Source organism: Agrobacterium sp. GW821-FHT14E08 (genome assembly GCF_058803865.1).
The window spans coordinates 1-17,460 of record NZ_JBXAPJ010000005.1; the positions used below are offsets into that span (position 1 = coordinate 1).

Below are 17,460 nucleotides of genomic sequence, written 5' to 3' on the forward strand. Positions count from 1 at the left end.
CGTGAATTGGCCCGAAAGCAGGAAAATTGGCGGTATCTTCCAGGGTTTCGCCAGGTGCTTCGATGCCCCCGCTCCATGCCTCATCGCAAATGGCACGCAGGGAACCGCAATTTTGCCGGCGGAGCATTCGCCCGATCCTTATATACGGCTGTCAAAGCACGGGGCCGTGCATTAGAAACGGCCTATGAGACGCTCAAACACCACCCCAGATGCCGCAGGCCTGTTTGCATGACCAGAACGCCCGTTCCCATAAAGACCGAATTGCCCGAACTTCCCGTCACTGCGGTTCTCAGCGATATCGCCGAGGCCCTGGCTGGGGCGAAGCGTGCCGTTCTTTCGGCGCCCCCGGGCGCGGGTAAAACGACACTCGTACCACTTCATCTCTTGCAGCAGGAATGGCGGGGTGACGGCAAGATCATTCTTCTCGAACCACGCCGGCTTGCCGCCCGTGCCGCCGCCGGACGCATGGCCGAGCTGCTTCACGAAGATGTAGGACAAACTGTCGGCTACCGCATGCGGCTCGACAATCGCGTCTCCTCAAGGACACGAATAGAAGTGGTGACGGAAGGCGTGTTCGCACGGATGGTTCTTGACGATCCCGAGCTTGCCGGCGTTTCGACGGTGATTTTCGACGAGTTTCACGAACGTTCGCTCGATGGCGATTTCGGGCTGGCGCTTGCTCTCGACGTCCAGCTTGGATTGCGAGACGATCTGCGCCTCCTCGTGATGTCCGCCACTCTCGATGTGGAACGCATCAGCGCGTTAATGGGTGACGCCCCTGTCATTCAGAGCCTTGGCCGGACGTTTCCGATCGACACCCGCTATGAGGACCGGTGGTCGGGTGTGCCGGTGGAAGAGAAAGTCGCAAAGGCGATTACCGAAGCCCATGGATCGGAGACGGGCTCCATCCTCGCCTTTTTGCCGGGACAGGCGGAAATTACCCGAACGGCCGCGCGGCTGGAGGGACGTTTTCCCGATGATACGGATATCATCCCGCTTTACGGCAATCTTTCGCAGCAGGAGCAGGATGCGGCGATCAGGCCGGCATTGCCCGGACGGCGCAAGATCGTGCTGGCCACCTCAATTGCCGAAACCTCGATTACCATCGATGGCGTGCGCGTGGTGATCGACAGTGGATTACAGCGACTGCCGGTCTTCGAGCCGGCAACCGGGATCACGAGGCTTGAGACGGTACGGGTGTCTCGGGCCTCCGCCGACCAGAGGGCGGGCCGCGCCGGGCGAACGGAACCCGGCGTCGCGATCCGCCTGTGGCATTCGGGACAGACGGCGGCGCTCAACGCTTTTACGCCGCCGCAAATTCTGGCGAGCGATCTTTCCGGCCTCGCACTCGATCTCGCCCATTGGGGTGTTCCCGATCCTTCCGCGCTCGCATTTCTGGATCCGCCTCCCGAAGCGGCTCTGAAGGAATCGGTCGCGCTTCTCAAAAATCTGGGTGCGCTCGACCAAGGCGGTGCGCTGACGCAGCGAGGCCGTCTGATGCGCGGTCTTTCACTGCCGCCGCGGCTGGCGGCCATGGTGATAGCGGCAACGGATGAGGGTGTAGGGAAAAAGGCGGCGATGCTTGCCGTCATGCTGACGGAACAAGGGCTGGGCGGAAACGATACCGATCTCGACGAGCGGCTACGGCGCTTTCTTTCCGACAGAAGCGAAAGGGCGCAGGCGGCGCGCAAGCTGGCATCGAGGCTGTTCGACACGATTGGCGGTGCGAAAGCGGTAACCGAACAGGCAAGCGAGGCTGGTCCGTTGCTGCTGCACGCCTATCCGGACCGAATTGCGCTTCAGCGTGGAGCACGCGGCCGTTATGTGATGGCGAATGGCCGGGGTGCCGAACTCGCCGAAACTGAACGGCTTGCGGCAAGCAGGATGCTGGTCGTGGCCGATATTACCGGGCGGGCGGCGCAGCCACGCATCCTGGCGGCAGCTATTATCGAAAGGACCGATATAGAGGAGCGGATGCCGCACCTCATCGTTCAGCAGGACCAGCTGCTCTTCGACAAGGCGAGCGGTCAGGCGCGTGCGCGCCGCGTCACGCGCCTTGGCGCCATTATTCTGGACGAGACGCCCCTGCCCCGCCCGGAAGGTGAACAGGCAGCGCAGGCGCTCGCCAACGGCGTTCGGGAATTCGGCATCGGCATTCTTCCCCTGTCTAAAGAAACCCAGCAGCTGCGCGACAGGATAGGGTTTCTGCACGCCAGCATCGGTGAACCCTGGCCAGATGTCAGCGATGCGGCATTGCTTTTACGGCTGGATGAATGGTTCGTGCCTTTCCAGAACGGCGCACGCAGCCTTCAGGACATCCGCGCCGGCAGCCTTTCAGAAGGGCTTTTAGCCCTGGTGCCCTATGAGGTGGCGCGCGATCTCGGCAGGCTCGCGCCGACGCATTTCGAAGCGCCGACGGGCCAGCGGCATCCCATTCGCTACGATGCGAGCGAACCGACCCTTTCCATTCGCGTGCAGGAGCTTTTCGGGCTGACGGCCCACCCTGCCATCGCGCAGGGACGATTGCCGCTGCTTCTGGAATTGACCTCGCCGGCGCACAGGCCGATACAGACGACACGCGATCTTCCCGGTTTCTGGGCGGGATCGTGGAAGGACGTGCGGGCGGACATGCGCGGCCGTTATCCGCGCCACCCCTGGCCGGAGGATCCGGCATCGGCATTGCCGACCAGCCGTGCAAAACCGCGCGGAACATGACGACGATGACAAAGGTGAAGGAGACGAAGGTGGCTGGCCATCCGATCGAAACCACGAGGCTTGGCCGCGCCAGCCGCAGGATAAGGCTGCAAACCATCGTATGGTTGCGCTGGCTGGCGGTTGCGGGACAGACCGCGACGATCCTGTTTGTTGCTTTCGGGCTGAATTTCCCTTTGCCGCTTCTGGCCTGCGGCCTTTTGATCGCGGCTCTGGCGCTCGCCAATCTGTTTCTCACCGCCCGTTTTCCCTCCACCTATCGTCTGGAGCCCTGGGAAGCGACACTGCTGCTTGCTTTCGACCTTCTGCAGTTGACCGCGCTCATCTATATTACCGGCGGCCTTTCCAATCCTTTTGCGCCGCTGATCTGTGTGCAGGTCATCATCGCCTTTGCCTCGCAGCCACTGCGGCATTCTCTTATTCTTCTTGCCTTTGCCGTCATCTGCTCGACAGCCATCGCGTTTTCGCCGTTTCCGGTTCCCTGGTATCCCGATGAGGTGCTGCCGATCCAGCTTCTGCTGCATGTCGGCACCTGGGTCGCGATCATTGCCACCACCTCCTTCGCAGCCTTTTATGCCTATCGCGTTTCGCATGAGGCCAATCAGTTGGCAGATGCGCTGGCTGCGACCGAACTGGTGCTGGAGCGGGAAAAACACCTGTCGCAGCTGGACGGGCTGGCCGCCGCCGCCGCCCATGAGCTGGGCACGCCGCTGGCGACAATCAGCGTCGTCGCCAAGGAAATGGAGCGAGAACTCGGCAATGATGACAAGTATGGCGAGGACATAGCGCTGCTGCGCAGCCAGAGCGAAAGATGCCGCGATATTCTGCGTCGCCTGACATCGCTTTCCGCTGACAATGAAGAACATATGCGCCGCCTGCCGCTTTCCTCGCTGATCGAGGAGGTGATGGCGCCACACCGGGAATTCGGCATTCGCCTTGAACTCGTGGAAAAGAACAGCCGGGCCGACGAGCCGGTCGGTATCCGCAACGCCGGGATTATTTACGGGCTGGGCAACCTTATCGAAAACGGCGTGGACTATGCGCGGGAAAAAGTGACCCTGACCGTGGATTACGATTCGCAGAATGTCGTCGTCGTCATCGAGGATGACGGTCCTGGTTATGCCCATGACGTGCTTGCCCGCATCGGCGAGCCCTATGTGACCGAACGTCACAACGACACGCGGGCCGGTGGTCTGGGGCTGGGGCTTTTCATCGCCAAGACGTTGCTGGAAAGGTCCGGCGCCACCGTCACTTTCGGAAATCGCGGTTCAAGCGAAACCGGCGCGCGGGTCACAATCGTCTGGCCTCGGGCACTTATGGACGATAAAAGAAGCCGTTGACTTTACCATCCACGTTGAAGCGGCGATAAGAAGACAGCCGACGAAGTTGCCGGAAGGCCGGAAACATGAAAACAGAAGACCAGAACCCATCCACCAGCGCACCGACGGACGACGAAGATCCGATCGGACCCGACAGATCGCTTTTGATCGTCGATGATGACGGCCCGTTTCTGCGCCGGCTTGCGCGGGCGATGGAAACACGCGGTTTTGCCGTCGACACCGCCGAGACGGTCAGCGAGGGTATTGCCCGTTCCAAGGCTGCGCCGCCTAAATATGCGGTCGTTGATTTGAGACTTGCGGATGGCAACGGCCTGGAGGTCATCGAAGCCATCAGGCAGAACCGGGACGATACGCAGATCGTGGTGCTGACCGGCTACGGCAATATCGCAACCGCTGTCACCGCCGTGAAACTCGGGGCGCTGGACTATCTCGCAAAACCCGCCGATGCGGACGATGTCTTTAATGCGCTCACACAGCGCAAGGGTGAAAAGACGGAAGTTCCTGAGAACCCCATGTCGGCCGACCGGGTGCGGTGGGAGCATATCCAGCGCGTTTATGAAATGTGCGAACGCAACGTGTCGGAAACGGCTCGCCGGCTCAACATGCACCGACGGACATTGCAGCGCATTCTGGCAAAACGCGCACCGAAGTAGGGTATTTCCAGTAAAAATGCGAAGCGGTTTTGCGCCCGGAAAATGTGCCGAAACCGGCATTATTCGCCGAAGCTGCGGCCGGTTGTCCATTCCGCCAGCATCAGGCGGGTTGCAGCGGTTCTCGAGAAATCCAGCATCACCGATTTGCGGGTCGCTGGCGGCAATTTGTGCTCCGGCGCATCGCGCAGCATATGCGCGCCATATCCATCCGACAGGATAAGGCCGCATTCCTCGGGGAATATTTCGGCCGGCACTTCCGGGTGCGTGGCGAAAAACAGCCGGTCGCAATGCAGACGATAGTCCGGCCACTTGCGATCGACGCGGAAATCCTCAATCGAGGATTTGATCTCGATGATCCAGATCTCGCCCTTTGCCGACAGGCTGATGAGATCAGCCCGCCGTCCGCTGGCAAGCGGCAGTTCCGGCAGCACCGAATGGCGCATCTCGTGCAAAAGCACCTGCACGCCGCGGCGCACCAGCATCGCCTTGTCCGACTGGCGACCATCTATTAGCGGATTATTGTTGGTAACGGAAAGAATAGTCATGGATAAAGGCTGCTGAAGCGTTTGGCCTATTGTTGCAAAAAGGCAATCAACCGGCAATTTTAAATGCACAACCGTCTTGCGGCGGCGCAACGGCTTGCCAAGAGCGGCTGAATGGAAAATAACCGATTTATCCAATTAAGCCTACTCCTTCGCACAATTTGGCGAATTTTCCGCGAGAACGACATGCGCATCCGTACCCCATTGACCGCACTCGGTCTGACGGCAGCACTGGCTCTGGCCGGCTGCGCCGAAACCACTTCCCAATCATCTGCGCCGACATCCGGCAAGATCGCGGCCTCCGTGCCGGTCGCCGACCCGGTTCCGGCGAAGGTCGAAACGGTGCAGATCTTCAATGATGTTTACGGCCCCGTGACTGATGCGGGTTATGCGCTGCCGGCCATTCCGATCAATCGTGTGAACGAGAAATTCCGTCGCCAGATCGTCGAGTTCCAGACCAGCGAACGGCCCGGCACGATCATCGTCAATACGCGCGACCGTTACCTCTATTATATCCTGTCCGGCAACCGTGCGGTTCGTTACGGTATCGGCGTCGGCAAGGCCGGTTTCGCCTGGGCCGGTGAGGCTTATGTCGCCTGGAAGCAGGAATGGCCGATGTGGCATCCGCCAAAGGAAATGGCGGACCGCAAGCCGGAAGTCGCGAAATATGTCGAGGCAGGCATGGGCCCGGGTCTTACCAACCCGCTTGGCGCGCGCGCCATGTATCTCTTCAACGAAAAGGGACAGGACACACTGTTCCGCATTCATGGTTCGCCCGAATGGGCTTCGATCGGCACCGCCGCCTCTTCCGGCTGCATCCGCATGATCAACCAGGACGTCATGGATCTTTACAGCCGCGTCCGTCCGGGCCGCAGCTCCAAGGTCGTCGTGATCCAGTAAAGATCACATACTGACAAGAAAAAGCCGCCGTGGATTTCCCCGTCGGCTTTTTTGTTTCTCAGGACTGCTGACGGCTTCAGGCCGCCTGTTTGGCCTTCAGTTCCAGACGACGGCGGTGCAGAACCGGCTCGGTGTAGCCGTTCGGCTGTTCACGGCCCTTCAGCACCAGTTCGACGGCCGCCTGAAATGCGACCGATCGGTCGAAGTCGGATGCCATCGGCATATAGGCCGGATCGCCGGCATTCTGCGCATCGACAACAGCTGCCATACGCTTCATCGTCTCGACGATCTGTTCCTGCGTCACCACGCCGTGGCGCAGCCAGTTCGCCATATGCTGCGCGGAGATACGCAGTGTGGCGCGATCCTCCATCAGCCCGACATTGTTGATGTCAGGCACCTTGGAGCAACCAACGCCCTGATCGACCCAGCGCACGACATATCCCAGAATACCCTGTGCATTATTGTCGAGTTCGCGCTGGATTTCCTTCGGCGTCCAGTTGGGACGCGGTGCGACCGGCACGGACAGAATATCGGAGAGCTTCGCGCGTCCGCGGCTTTTCAAGCCTTCCTGAACGGCAGCAACATTGACCTTGTGATAATGTGTGGCATGCAGCGTCGCGGCCGTCGGTGAAGGCACCCAGGCGGTGTTGGCACCGGCTTTCGGGTGGGCGATCTTCTGCTCCAGCATCGCCGCCATCAGGTCCGGCATGGCCCACATGCCCTTGCCGATCTGCGCATGGCCTGAGAGACCGCATTCCAGCCCGATATCGACGTTCCAGTTCTCGTATGCCGCGATCCAGGCCGCCTGCTTCATATCGCCCTTGCGGATCATCGGACCCGCTTCCATCGAGGTATGGATTTCGTCGCCCGTGCGGTCGAGGAAGCCGGTATTGATGAAGACGACCCGGTCCTTTGCTGCGCGGATGCTTTCCTTGAGATTGACCGTGGTGCGGCGCTCCTCGTCCATGATGCCCATTTTTATGGTGTTCGGCGCCATGCCGACAAGCTGTTCGACGCGGGTGAAAATCTCGTTGGCGAAGGCGACTTCCTCCGGCCCATGCATCTTCGGCTTGACCACATACATGGAGCCGGCGCGGGAATTCTGCCGCCGCCCGGACGTGCCGACGTCGTAAAGCGCGATCAGAGCCGTGACGACAGCGTCCATAATGCCTTCCGGCACCTCGCGACCATCCCTGTCGAGGATTGCCGGATTGGTCATGAGATGACCGACATTGCGCACCAGCATCAGGGAGCGCCCTGGCAGAGTGAGCGCCGACCCATCGGGGGCGGTATAATAACGATCCGGATTGAGGCTTCTGATGAAGGTTTTTCCACCCTTCGAAACCTCTTCCGTCAGGTCGCCGCGCATCAGGCCGAGCCAATTGCCATAGACCAGCACCTTGTCTTCGGCATCGACGGCGGCAACCGAATCCTCGCAATCCATGATGGTTGTGAGGGCGGATTCGAGAATGACATCCGAGATACCTGCCCTGTCGCCTCTGCCGATTTCGGTCGAAGGATCGATGACGATCTCCGTGTGCAAACCGTTCTTGCCAAGCAGAATCGTTGCCGGCTTTGCCGCCTCACCGGTAAAGCCCTTGAATTGAGCGGCGTCCTTGAGGCCGGTCGTGCCGTCCCCGATTGCAAGCTGCAATGCGCCGTCAACGATCTTGAAGCCAGTCACATCCAACCAGCCCGCCGTTTCGAGCGGGGCCGATTCATCAAGGAAGTTTCTCGCCCAGGCGATGACCTTGTCGCCGCGCTTCGGATTGTAGCCCCAGCCCTTTTCCGCGCCGTCGGCATCAGAAATGGCGTCCGTGCCGTAAAGCGCGTCGTAAAGCGAACCCCAGCGGGCATTGGCGGCGTTCAGCGCATAACGCGCATTCATGACGGGAACAACCAGCTGCGGGCCTGCGACAAGGGCAATTTCCGGGTCGACATTGCCGGTTTCCACCCTGAAACCGGGACCTTCCGGCAGAAGGTAACCGATTTCCTTCAGAAAGCCTTCATAGGCATCGAAATCCAGGGGAGCGCCATTCTGCCGGTACCAGCCATCCAGTTTTTCCTGCAGGGAATCGCGCCTGGCAAGCAGCTCACGGTTCTTCGGAGACAGCTCGTGGACAATGCTGGAAAAGCCCTTGAAAAAGGTTTCGCTGTCCAGACCCGTGCCCGGCAGCACCTCGTCCGTCAAAAAGGCATAAAGCCTGTCGTCGATGGAAAGACCGAATTTATCCGTGCGGCTCATATGCGCCTCCTCATTATTCTATGCGTCCAGATTGGACGCTGAGGCGGGCGCTCGTCAATTGCGGCAGGCAGCCAAATATTATTTCCTTTTTGGAAATAATACGATCGATAATCGTCTTTTTCTACAAAAGCGCCTGCAAATCCTTGATGCGGTCATTCACAAGCCAGCCATAGTAGTTTTCTTCCGGCAGGAGCGGCTGCTCCCCACCTGAGGCGCGCTGGCGGTTCTTCTGGGCAAGGGCAGTGGCGCGCTGCTGCGAACCACCGACATTATAAAGGGTAGAGGTCACGCCCGGGTTTTTTGAAATATCCATCTCGGCAATCGATCTGTAGTCGTCGATCGACTTGCGGATCGAAGCGGCCATGAAGGCCAGCGAGCGGTCAGGATCCATGATCGCCGTGTAAACGGCGGTAGCGTCATTCTCATCCAGCTTCTCATAGCCCGACGTTCTCGACACCATATCCGACAACATCAGCGCCGTCAGCGGATTGATCTGGCCAAGACCGAAAGTCTGCCCGGCATAAAAGGGCTGGAAGAATACGGCGCTGAAACGGTTGTTGGGATAAGCGACGCCATCCACCGTCTTGCCACGGAAACTGTCTTCCCAGAGATCTTCCCGACAGTTCCAGAGACTGTAGGAATCCTTTTTCGACTGGCATTTGGCAAATTGCGAATGGGCTAGAAACTGCGCGATGGTTTCGTCCTTATAGCCGAAACGGAAGCTGTTGCCCGCATAAGAGGCCGCCTTGACGTAATAGGACTGCAGCCGGTCATAGGCGTCGACATTATAAGTGTGCTCGCCGACGATCGCGCCGATCATATGGATCGGATCGATACCGTAGCGTCCGGCAGTCGACTTGATCTTGGCGATCAGCGCCTTGTCAGAGGACAGAAGGTCGATCACCTTCTGATATTTACGGTCGAAAGAGCTGTTGGACGCCTTGGTCCTGCGCGCAGAAGCCCCAGGAACGCCCGGCTGTTCGGCATTGCGATTGCCCGGTGGAACGACCGTCGCAGCCTCGGCATAAGAAGACGAGACGACGGTGAACGTCAAAGCAGCGGCAAATGCCAGAAGAGTTTTGCGCACGAGCGAATGCCTTTTCTCAAGCCTGCGGCTTCCCTTCGAAACACTTGAGGAAAACCGGACCATTCCACGAAAGCGGTTCCAACCGGAATGCAGCCCTTCCCATAAACAAAATGCGGGCTGAATGCGAGATGAGGCAGATAAAATAAAAGAGTGCGGCAAATATGGCCGCACTCCCGTATCTTTAATCTCTATAGTCTTCAAAGAATATAGCGGGACAAATCCGTATCGGCAGCAAGATCGCCGACATGTTTTTTGACATAGTCCTGATCGATCTTGACGGCGGAACCGCCGCGATCCGGTGCATTGAAGGAAATCTCGTCCAGAACCCGCTCCATCACCGTCTGCAGGCGGCGCGCCCCGATATTCTCAACCGAAGAGTTGAGATGAACCGCCACATCAGCCAGCGCATCGATCGCGTCATCGGTGAAATCGAGGTCGAGTTCTTCCGTCGCCATCAGCGCCTTGTACTGGCGGATGAGGCTTGCTTCCGTCTCCGTCAGGATGCGGCGGAAATCCTCCTTGGTCAGCGGCTTCAGTTCCACACGGATCGGCAGACGGCCCTGAAGCTCCGGCAGAAGATCCGACGGCTTCGCCACATGGAAAGCGCCCGATGCGATGAAGAGAACGTGGTCGGTCTTCACCGGTCCATATTTCGTCGAAACCGTCGTACCTTCGACCAGCGGCAGGAGATCGCGCTGCACACCTTCACGCGACACGCCGGCGCCCATGCCGCCGTCGCGGGCGGCGATCTTGTCGATTTCGTCGAGGAAGACAATGCCGTCATTTTCGACCGATTTCACCGCTTCGCGCTGGATCATTTCATTGTCGAGCAGCTTGTCGGATTCATCGCGGATGAGATCGGCATAGGATTTCGATACTGTCGTGCGCACCTTCTTGGTGCGTCCGCCCATGGCCTTGCCGAACATTTCCGACAGGTTGAGAACGCCGATATTGGCGCCCGGCATGCCGGGAATTTCGAAACCGGGCATGCCCGAGCCGCTATCCGCCACCTCGATGTCGATTTCCTTGTCGTCCAGTTCGCCGTCGCGCAGCTTCTTGCGGAAGCTTTCACGCGTACCGGGCGATGCGGTTGCGCCAACCAGCGCATCGAGCACCCGCTCTTCGGCGCTCTGATGCGCCTTGGCCTGTACTTCGGCACGCTTCTTTTCACGCACGAGGCCGATGCCGATCTCGACCAGATCGCGGATGATCTGTTCGACATCGCGGCCGACATAACCGACTTCGGTGAATTTCGTCGCCTCGACCTTGATGAAGGGCGCACCGGCCAGCTTGGCGAGGCGGCGCGAAATCTCCGTCTTGCCGACACCGGTCGGCCCGATCATGAGAATGTTTTTCGGCATGACTTCGTCGCGCAGGCTCTCATCGAGCTGCTGGCGGCGCCAGCGGTTACGCAGCGCAATCGCCACCGCGCGTTTGGCCTCATGCTGGCCGATGATGAAGCGGTCGAGTTCCGAGACAATTTCCCGGGGAGAAAAAGTGGTCATTCTATCCTCTCGGCTTTCCTGTTCCGGCCGGCCATTCCGGCCCGGCCCACAGGACCCTTTGGTGAGAAATTGAGCTTATTCGGCGTCGAGAGTTTCGACGACGAGATTGTGGTTGGTATAAACGCAGATATCGGCAGCGATATCGAGCGACTTACGCGCCACCTCTTCGGCCGATTTGTCCGTGTCCATCATCGCGCGGGCTGCGGCGAAGGCATAATTGCCACCGGAACCAATGGCGATTGCGCCGTGTTCCGGTTCCAGCACATCACCATTGCCGGTGATGGCAAGCGTGGTGGATTTGTCGGCGACCAGCATCATCGCTTCGAGATTGCGCAGATATTTATCCGTGCGCCAGTCCTTCGCAAGCTCGACTGCGGCGCGCATGAGCTGGCCGGGATATTGCTCTAATTTCTTTTCAAGACGGTCAAGCAGCGTGAAAGCATCGGCCGTCGCGCCGGCAAAACCGGCAATCACTTCACCCTTGCCGATGCGGCGAACCTTGCGGGCATTGCCCTTCATGACGGTCTGGCCGAGGCTTACCTGACCATCGCCAGCCATGACGACCTTGCCGCCCTTTCTGACTGTAATAATCGTTGTCATCAAACACCTGTCTGCCCTTCCGGGCCTGCTGTTAACGGGCCGGGATGCGGCCCTTCTCGAGTTCTATGTAAGTTTGCTTTTCGCGATTGCAATCATCCTTGCCACGCGCAGTTTTATGCAGGCCAGGCAAGACGATGGAACAACTGGATATTTGTGTCCCGTGCTGATAAGGAACGGCAACATTTCCACGGAGCGGCCAAAATGGCAGAACGTAAAGGCGAGATTATCCGCAAGACCAACGAAACCTCGGTTTCGGTGCGCGTGGATATCGACGGCACCGGCAAATCGAAAATTTCCACCGGCGTGGGATTTTTCGACCATATGCTGGACCAGCTCAGCCGCCATTCGCTGATCGACATGGAGATCGAGGTAGAGGGCGACCTGCATATCGACGACCATCACACGGTGGAAGATACCGGCATCGCCATCGGCCAGGCGATTGCCAGGGCGCTGGGCGACCGGCGCGGCATTGCCCGTTATGCCTCGCTCGATCTTGCCATGGACGAGACGATGACCAAGGCCGCCGTCGATATTTCCGGCCGGCCTTTCCTCGTCTGGAACGTCAATTTTTCCGCGCCGAAGATCGGCACCTTCGATACGGAACTGGTGCGTGAATTCTTTCAGGCGCTGGCGCAGAATGCCGGCATCACATTGCATATCCTGAACCATTACGGCGCCAACAATCATCATATCGCCGAAACTTGCTTCAAGGCCGTTGCCCGCGTTCTTCGCACGGCAACCGAGATCGACCCCCGGCAGGCAGGCCGCGTTCCCTCCACGAAGGGCATGCTGGCCTGACGCCAAAGCTGTCAGGAAGCCCATGACAAGCTATCTCGTTCTGGAAGCCCCCAACGGGCCGGACAGGGACCACAAGACGACCCGCTTCATTGCAGACCGTTTTGTCTGGCTGGCGCTGATCGCGCCCTGGCTGTGGCTTGCGGTAAACCGGCTGTGGCTCGCCGCAACCGTCGTTTTCATCGCCCTTCTTCTGGCCGGGCAGGCATCAATGTTACCCGGATTCGAACCGGCGGGCATTTTGTCTGGCTTCGCCATCGCCCTCATCACGGCACTGGAGGGACGCAATTTCTTGGCCCGGCATCTTGTCCGTAAAGGCTGGAAGATGACATCCATCGTTTCCGCCCCTGATCTTTCGAGTGCCGAAGAGATATATTTCTCCGGTCTCGGCGAAAACAGTGCGACGACGGAACAGCTTTCACGGCCGGTCTGGTCACCTTCGCCGCAAAGGAGCGGCGATAAAAACTTCGTCAACGATCCCGCCGGATCGTTTCTTTTCGACTTGAATGGAAGGCGCTGACATGCGTGTCGCGATCATCGACTACGGTTCGGGCAATCTGCGTTCGGCCACTAAAGCTTTCGAGCGTGCCGCCCGCGAAGCCGGGATCAATGCAACCATCGACCTGACCGACAGGCCGGATCATGTCGCCTCGGCAGACCGCATCGTTCTGCCTGGTGTCGGCGCCTATGCGGATTGCCGTGCAGGCCTCGATGCCGTTCCCGGCATGCATGAAGCGCTCATTGAAGCCGTCGAGAAAAAAGCCCATCCCTTCCTCGGCATCTGCGTCGGCATGCAGCTGATGTCCTCGCGCGGGCTGGAAAAGACTGTCAGCACCGGGCTCGGCTGGATCGAAGGCGACGTCGTGGAAATGACGCCGTCCGATCCAGGCCTGAAGATTCCGCAGATCGGCTGGAACACGCTGGAAATCCGGCATGCCCACCCGCTATTCGACGGCATCAAGACCGGCGCGGACGGATTGCACGCCTATTTCGTACATTCCTATCATCTGGCGGCAAAGCATTCGCCGGATGTCATCGCCACCACCAATTATGGTGGCGCGATGACGGCTTTCGTCGGTCGTGACAATATGGCGGGCGCGCAGTTCCACCCGGAAAAAAGCCAGACGCTCGGCCTTGCCCTGATTTCCAATTTCCTGCGCTGGAAGCCCTGACATGATTCTTTTTCCCGCAATCGACCTTAAAGACGGCCAGTGCGTTCGCCTGAAACTCGGCGATATGGAGCAGGCCACCGTCTATAACGAGGACCCCGGCGCGCAGGCGAAAGCCTTCGAGGATCAGGGCTTCGAATGGCTGCATGTCGTTGATCTCAACGGCGCCTTTGCCGGCCAGACAGTCAACGGCGAGGCGGTCGACGCCATTTTGAAAGCCACGAAAAACCCGGTGCAGCTCGGCGGCGGCATCCGCACGCTCGATCATATCGAAGCATGGCTCAGCCGTGGGCTTGCCCGTGTCATTCTCGGCACCGTTGCGGTGCGCGACCCGGTTCTGGTCATCGAAGCCTGCAAGCGTTTCCCCGGCCAGGTCGCCGTCGGCATCGATGCCAAGGGCGGCAAGGTCGCTGTTGAGGGCTGGGCAGAGGCGTCCGAACTCGGCGTCATCGAACTCGCCAAACGCTTTGAAGGTGCCGGCGTCGCGGCCATCATATACACCGATATTGATCGCGACGGCATTCTGGCCGGCATCAACTGGGCTTCGACGCTGGAACTGGCGGATGCCGTGTCGATCCCGGTCATCGCCTCGGGCGGTCTCGCCTCCATCGATGACATCAAGCGCATGTTGCAGCCCGATGCCGCAAAGCTCGAGGGCGCGATTTCCGGCCGCGCCCTTTACGACGGTCGCATCGATCCCACTGAGGCGCTTGCCCTCATCAAGGCTGCGAAGGAGGTAAACGCATGACCCTCAAAGCCCGCGTTATTCCCTGCCTGGATGTGAAAGACGGCCGTGTCGTCAAGGGCGTGAACTTCGTTGACCTGATCGATGCCGGCGACCCGGTCGAGGCGGCGAAAGCCTATGATGCGGCGGGAGCGGACGAACTCTGCTTCCTCGACATCACCGCCTCCTCGGATAATCGCGACACGATCTTTGATGTCGTATCGCGCACGGCCGACCATTGTTTCATGCCGCTGACCGTCGGCGGCGGTGTCCGCGCCGTCGCGGACATCCGCAAGCTGCTTCTCTGTGGTGCCGACAAGGTCTCCATCAATTCCGCAGCGGTGAAGGATCCCGATTTCGTCGCTCAGGCGGCCGACAAGTTCGGTAACCAGTGCATCGTCGTCTCCATCGACGCCAAAAGGGTTTCGAAAGAAGGTGAAGCCGGCCGCTGGGAAATCTTCACCCATGGTGGACGCCAGCCGACCGGGATCGATGCCGTGGAATTCGCCATCAAGATGGTCGAACGCGGCGCCGGCGAATTGCTGGTTACCTCAATGGATCGCGACGGCACCAAGAGCGGATACGATATTGGCCTGACGCGCAGCATTGCCGATCAGGTTCGCGTGCCCGTCATCGCCTCGGGCGGCGTCGGCACGCTGGACGATCTGGTGGCAGGTGTGCGTGATGGCCATGCGACTGCGGTGCTCGCCGCCTCCATCTTCCACTTCGGTACCTATTCGATCGGGCAAGCCAAGACCTATATGGCCGAGCATGGCATCGCCATGCGTCTCGACTGATTGCAGGAACTTCCTATGAGCGCATTTTCCCTTTCCGATCTGGAACGCATCGTCGCGACACGCGCCGCTGCCTCTCCTGACGAATCCTGGACGGCCAAGCTGGTTGCTTCCGGCCAGGAGCGTGCGGCGAAAAAACTGGGCGAAGAGGCTGTCGAAGCCGTTATCGCCGCTATCGCGAAGGATCGCGACGGGCTGAAGAACGAGGCGGCCGATCTGCTTTACCATCTGCTGGTGGTGTTGAAGATCGCCGACATTCCTCTAAACGACGTTTTTGCCGAACTGGAGCGCCGGACGGGTCAAACCGGCCTTGCCGAAAAGGCAGCGAGGCCTAACTCATGAATGTCGGGGCAGGCAGCGGGGAGAGAGGCATGCCGAGCACACTCGATCATTTCCGACCGGATGAATATTCGCCCTACCACTTCTTCAGTTCGGAAGAATGGTCGAAGTTTCGTGCCGATACGCCACTGACGCTTTCCGCCGACGAGGTCAAGCGGCTGCGTTCGCTGGACGACCCGATCGATCTGGACGAAGTGCGGCGCATCTATCTGTCGCTGTCGCGCCTGCTGTCTTCGCATGTGGAGGCGTCGCAGCTGCTGTTCGAGCAGCGCAACCGCTTCCTCAACATGGGGGATGTCAACAAGACGCCATTTGTCATCGGCATTGCCGGGTCGGTGGCGGTTGGAAAATCGACGACGGCGCGTATCCTGAAGGAGCTTCTGGCCCGCTGGCCCTCCAGCCCGAAAGTCGATCTCATCACCACCGACGGGTTTCTTTACCCGAACGAGGTGCTGCGACGCGAGAACCTGATGGAGCGCAAGGGCTTTCCTGAAAGCTACGATATCGGTGCGCTCTTACGTTTCCTCTCGGCAATCAAGGCGGGCCAGCCCAATGTGAAAGCGCCACGATATTCGCACCTGACCTATGACGTGCTGCCGAACGAATTCACCGTCATCGACCAGCCCGATATTCTGATCTTCGAAGGCATCAACGTCCTGCAATCGCGTGATCTACCTGCAGGCGGGCGGATCGTGCCCATCGTGTCGGATTTCTTCGATTTCTCGATCTATATCGATGCGGATGAGGACTTCATTCACAACTGGTATGTGAACCGGTTCATGAATCTGCGGCAAACCGCTTTCCGCGACCCGAATTCCTTCTTCAACCGTTATGCATCGATCAGCGAGGAAGCGGCGCTCAGCATTGCCGAGGGTCTCTGGCAGAATATCAACCTGAAGAACCTGCGTCAGAACATCGTACCCACGCGCCCACGCGCTGACCTTATCTTGCGCAAGGGGAAGAACCACCTGATCGACACGGTGGCGCTTCGCAAGTTGTGAAAGATGCCGCGCAACGCGGCATCTCCATTGCGATAGTTAAAACCCGTTATTACGCAAGCTCAGGAATACGCAGGACCTGACCGGGATAGATTTTATCTGGATGGGTCAGCATCGGCTTGTTGGCTTCAAAGATGATATTGTTCTTCGCGCCATTGGCCTTGCCGTACTGGGCCTCTGCGATCTTCCAGAGGTTGTCGCCCTTCTTGACCGTATAAAAGACGGGTTCCTTCGCCGGCGCCTCAGTCACCTTCAGCTCGCCAGCCTCGACCTTGGAAATGCCGAGCGTATTGCCAACCGCGATGACCGCCTTTTCGAAAACCGACTGATCGGCCACTTCGCCCTTCAGGACGACCTTGTCGTCCACCACCTCGACCTGAACCTTGTCCGTGCCGAGATCGTGAGAAGCGAGTTCCTTCTTGACCGCTTCGACATCGGGAGCATCATCGCCGCCGCCGATACCAAGCTTCTTTCCCGCTTCCTTGATGAAATTGAACAGACCCATAGCACCCTCCTTGGTTGTAGGGAGGCTTACCAGACGATATTTGAGGCTCTATGACAAGGGCGAAACATTTCGCCGGCCCAAAGCCTATTCACCTGACGGCCTGCCGCGCATTTTCTTGACATCCGAACGTCCGGACTTTGCCTTGAGGCGGCGCTCGACGGAACCCTTGGTTGGCTTGGTAGCCTTGCGCACGGGCGGCGGCGGCGCGGCGGCTTCGAGTATCAGTTCCTTGAGCCTTTCGCGCGCGTCTTCGCGATTGCGCTCCTGGCTGCGAAACCGGCTCGCCTCGATCATCAGCACGCCGTCTTTCGAAACACGCCTGCCGCCCAGCCGTAGGGCATTGGTCTTCACCCGGTCAGGCAGGGAGGGTGAATTGGCAATGTCGAAAAACAGCTGGACCGCCGTCGAGACCTTATTGACGTTCTGGCCGCCCGGACCGCCGGCCAGCACAAATTGCTCCGTCAGCTCCCAGCCGGCGATGGTGATACGGTTGCTGATGTAAAGCGCGTCGCTGGCCATGATCTTTCTCCGCGCCGGTGATGCCACAGATCG

Annotated in this window: 18 protein-coding genes; 11 read left to right on the forward strand and 7 right to left on the reverse strand. The window is 59.3% G+C overall.

Features of this window, described 5'->3' with window-relative positions:
* Window positions 1–228 precede the first annotated feature (228 nt).
* From hrpB to AC1ROR_RS18180, 3 genes are all read left to right on the forward strand, one after another.
* Window positions 229–2,715 carry an ATP-dependent helicase HrpB gene (gene hrpB / locus AC1ROR_RS18170; RefSeq protein WP_498590277.1) on the forward strand — a complete coding sequence of 829 codons (2,487 nt, stop codon included), beginning with the start codon at window positions 229–231 and terminating at the stop codon, window positions 2,713–2,715.
* A 29-nt stretch (window positions 2,716–2,744) separates the two neighbouring features.
* Window positions 2,745–4,052 carry a two-component system sensor histidine kinase ActS gene (gene actS / locus AC1ROR_RS18175; protein ID WP_142174401.1) on the forward strand — a complete coding sequence of 436 codons (1,308 nt, stop codon included), beginning with the start codon at window positions 2,745–2,747 and terminating at the stop codon, window positions 4,050–4,052.
* A gap of 65 nt (window positions 4,053–4,117) precedes the next feature.
* Window positions 4,118–4,705: an ActR/PrrA/RegA family redox response regulator transcription factor gene (locus AC1ROR_RS18180; protein WP_003492893.1), complete on the forward strand. Its 588-nt coding sequence runs from the start codon at window positions 4,118–4,120 to the stop codon at window positions 4,703–4,705.
* Between the two features lie 59 nt (window positions 4,706–4,764).
* On the opposite strand, the gene AC1ROR_RS18185 is transcribed toward AC1ROR_RS18180, so the two are convergent.
* A complete protein-coding gene (locus tag AC1ROR_RS18185) occupies window positions 4,765–5,250 on the reverse strand; it encodes an MmcB family DNA repair protein (RefSeq protein WP_142174383.1) in 486 nt (161 codons plus the stop codon).
* A 183-nt stretch (window positions 5,251–5,433) separates the two neighbouring features.
* On the opposite strand from AC1ROR_RS18185, the gene AC1ROR_RS18190 reads away from it, so the two are divergent.
* Window positions 5,434–6,147: a L,D-transpeptidase gene (locus AC1ROR_RS18190; protein WP_080836382.1), complete on the forward strand. Its 714-nt coding sequence runs from the start codon at window positions 5,434–5,436 to the stop codon at window positions 6,145–6,147.
* Window positions 6,148–6,223: 76 nt separating this feature from the next.
* On the opposite strand, the gene AC1ROR_RS18195 is transcribed toward AC1ROR_RS18190, so the two are convergent.
* From AC1ROR_RS18195 to hslV, 4 genes are all read right to left on the reverse strand, one after another.
* A complete protein-coding gene (locus AC1ROR_RS18195; protein ID WP_498590278.1) occupies window positions 6,224–8,392 on the reverse strand; it encodes a malate synthase G in 2,169 nt (722 codons plus the stop codon).
* Window positions 8,393–8,513: 121 nt separating this feature from the next.
* Entirely contained in the window at window positions 8,514–9,479 is a 966-nt protein-coding gene (locus AC1ROR_RS18200; protein ID WP_498590279.1) for a DUF1402 family protein, read from the reverse strand.
* Between the two features lie 197 nt (window positions 9,480–9,676).
* Window positions 9,677–10,984 (reverse strand): ATP-dependent protease ATPase subunit HslU, encoded by a 1,308-nt coding sequence (gene hslU / locus AC1ROR_RS18205; protein ID WP_035222046.1) that lies wholly within the window; start codon window positions 10,982–10,984, stop codon window positions 9,677–9,679.
* A 75-nt stretch (window positions 10,985–11,059) separates the two neighbouring features.
* The gene (gene hslV, locus AC1ROR_RS18210) at window positions 11,060–11,584 is read right to left on the reverse strand and encodes an ATP-dependent protease subunit HslV (protein WP_498590280.1); all 525 of its coding nucleotides are present in this window, start codon (window positions 11,582–11,584) and stop codon (window positions 11,060–11,062) included.
* Window positions 11,585–11,785: 201 nt separating this feature from the next.
* Between hslV and hisB the strand changes: the two genes are divergently transcribed.
* From hisB to coaA, 7 genes are read left to right on the forward strand one after another with little or no spacing between them, the layout of a single operon-like run.
* Window positions 11,786–12,382 (forward strand): imidazoleglycerol-phosphate dehydratase HisB, encoded by a 597-nt coding sequence (hisB, locus tag AC1ROR_RS18215; protein ID WP_035222041.1) that lies wholly within the window; start codon window positions 11,786–11,788, stop codon window positions 12,380–12,382.
* Between the two features lie 22 nt (window positions 12,383–12,404).
* Complete coding sequence (locus tag AC1ROR_RS18220; RefSeq protein WP_498590281.1) at window positions 12,405–12,899, forward strand: DUF2628 domain-containing protein; 495 nt, start codon at window positions 12,405–12,407, stop codon at window positions 12,897–12,899.
* Between the two features lies 1 nt (window position 12,900).
* Window positions 12,901–13,551, forward strand: coding sequence for an imidazole glycerol phosphate synthase subunit HisH (hisH, locus tag AC1ROR_RS18225; protein WP_498590282.1), 651 nt, complete (start codon window positions 12,901–12,903; stop codon window positions 13,549–13,551).
* A 1-nt stretch (window position 13,552) separates the two neighbouring features.
* Window positions 13,553–14,296, forward strand: coding sequence for a 1-(5-phosphoribosyl)-5-[(5-phosphoribosylamino)methylideneamino]imidazole-4-carboxamide isomerase (hisA, locus tag AC1ROR_RS18230; protein WP_498590283.1), 744 nt, complete (start codon window positions 13,553–13,555; stop codon window positions 14,294–14,296).
* Complete coding sequence (gene hisF / locus AC1ROR_RS18235; protein WP_035222031.1) at window positions 14,293–15,069, forward strand: imidazole glycerol phosphate synthase subunit HisF; 777 nt, start codon at window positions 14,293–14,295, stop codon at window positions 15,067–15,069. The genes hisA and hisF overlap by 4 nt, the downstream gene beginning before the upstream one ends.
* A gap of 15 nt (window positions 15,070–15,084) precedes the next feature.
* The gene (locus AC1ROR_RS18240) at window positions 15,085–15,408 is read left to right on the forward strand and encodes a phosphoribosyl-ATP diphosphatase (protein ID WP_498590284.1); all 324 of its coding nucleotides are present in this window, start codon (window positions 15,085–15,087) and stop codon (window positions 15,406–15,408) included.
* A complete protein-coding gene (gene coaA, locus AC1ROR_RS18245) occupies window positions 15,405–16,406 on the forward strand; it encodes a type I pantothenate kinase (RefSeq protein WP_208612399.1) in 1,002 nt (333 codons plus the stop codon). Before AC1ROR_RS18240 ends, coaA begins: the two co-directional genes overlap by 4 nt.
* Window positions 16,407–16,455: 49 nt before the next feature.
* On the opposite strand, the gene lysM is transcribed toward coaA, so the two are convergent.
* Window positions 16,456–16,908: a peptidoglycan-binding protein LysM gene (gene lysM, locus AC1ROR_RS18250; RefSeq protein ID WP_035222026.1), complete on the reverse strand. Its 453-nt coding sequence runs from the start codon at window positions 16,906–16,908 to the stop codon at window positions 16,456–16,458.
* An 84-nt stretch (window positions 16,909–16,992) separates the two neighbouring features.
* Window positions 16,993–17,427: an alternative ribosome rescue aminoacyl-tRNA hydrolase ArfB gene (gene arfB / locus AC1ROR_RS18255; RefSeq protein ID WP_498590285.1), complete on the reverse strand. Its 435-nt coding sequence runs from the start codon at window positions 17,425–17,427 to the stop codon at window positions 16,993–16,995.
* Between the last annotated feature and the right edge of the window lie 33 nt (window positions 17,428–17,460).

Coding starts and splice junctions, on each gene's coding strand:
- hslV (WP_498590280.1), bottom strand. CDS start 11,584: ATGACAACGATTATTACAGTCAGAAAGGGCGGCAAGGTCGTCATGGCT.
- AC1ROR_RS18240 (WP_498590284.1), top strand. CDS start 15,085: ATGAGCGCATTTTCCCTTTCCGATCTGGAACGCATCGTCGCGACACGC.
- hslU (WP_035222046.1), bottom strand. CDS start 10,984: ATGACCACTTTTTCTCCCCGGGAAATTGTCTCGGAACTCGACCGCTTC.
- hisF (WP_035222031.1), top strand. CDS start 14,293: ATGACCCTCAAAGCCCGCGTTATTCCCTGCCTGGATGTGAAAGACGGC.
- arfB (WP_498590285.1), bottom strand. CDS start 17,427: ATGGCCAGCGACGCGCTTTACATCAGCAACCGTATCACCATCGCCGGC.
- hisA (WP_498590283.1), top strand. CDS start 13,553: ATGATTCTTTTTCCCGCAATCGACCTTAAAGACGGCCAGTGCGTTCGC.
- AC1ROR_RS18220 (WP_498590281.1), top strand. CDS start 12,405: ATGACAAGCTATCTCGTTCTGGAAGCCCCCAACGGGCCGGACAGGGAC.
- AC1ROR_RS18190 (WP_080836382.1), top strand. CDS start 5,434: ATGCGCATCCGTACCCCATTGACCGCACTCGGTCTGACGGCAGCACTG.
- hrpB (WP_498590277.1), top strand. CDS start 229: ATGACCAGAACGCCCGTTCCCATAAAGACCGAATTGCCCGAACTTCCC.
- hisH (WP_498590282.1), top strand. CDS start 12,901: ATGCGTGTCGCGATCATCGACTACGGTTCGGGCAATCTGCGTTCGGCC.
- lysM (WP_035222026.1), bottom strand. CDS start 16,908: ATGGGTCTGTTCAATTTCATCAAGGAAGCGGGAAAGAAGCTTGGTATC.
- coaA (WP_208612399.1), top strand. CDS start 15,405: ATGAATGTCGGGGCAGGCAGCGGGGAGAGAGGCATGCCGAGCACACTC.
- AC1ROR_RS18180 (WP_003492893.1), top strand. CDS start 4,118: ATGAAAACAGAAGACCAGAACCCATCCACCAGCGCACCGACGGACGAC.
- AC1ROR_RS18195 (WP_498590278.1), bottom strand. CDS start 8,392: ATGAGCCGCACGGATAAATTCGGTCTTTCCATCGACGACAGGCTTTAT.
- hisB (WP_035222041.1), top strand. CDS start 11,786: ATGGCAGAACGTAAAGGCGAGATTATCCGCAAGACCAACGAAACCTCG.
- AC1ROR_RS18185 (WP_142174383.1), bottom strand. CDS start 5,250: ATGACTATTCTTTCCGTTACCAACAATAATCCGCTAATAGATGGTCGC.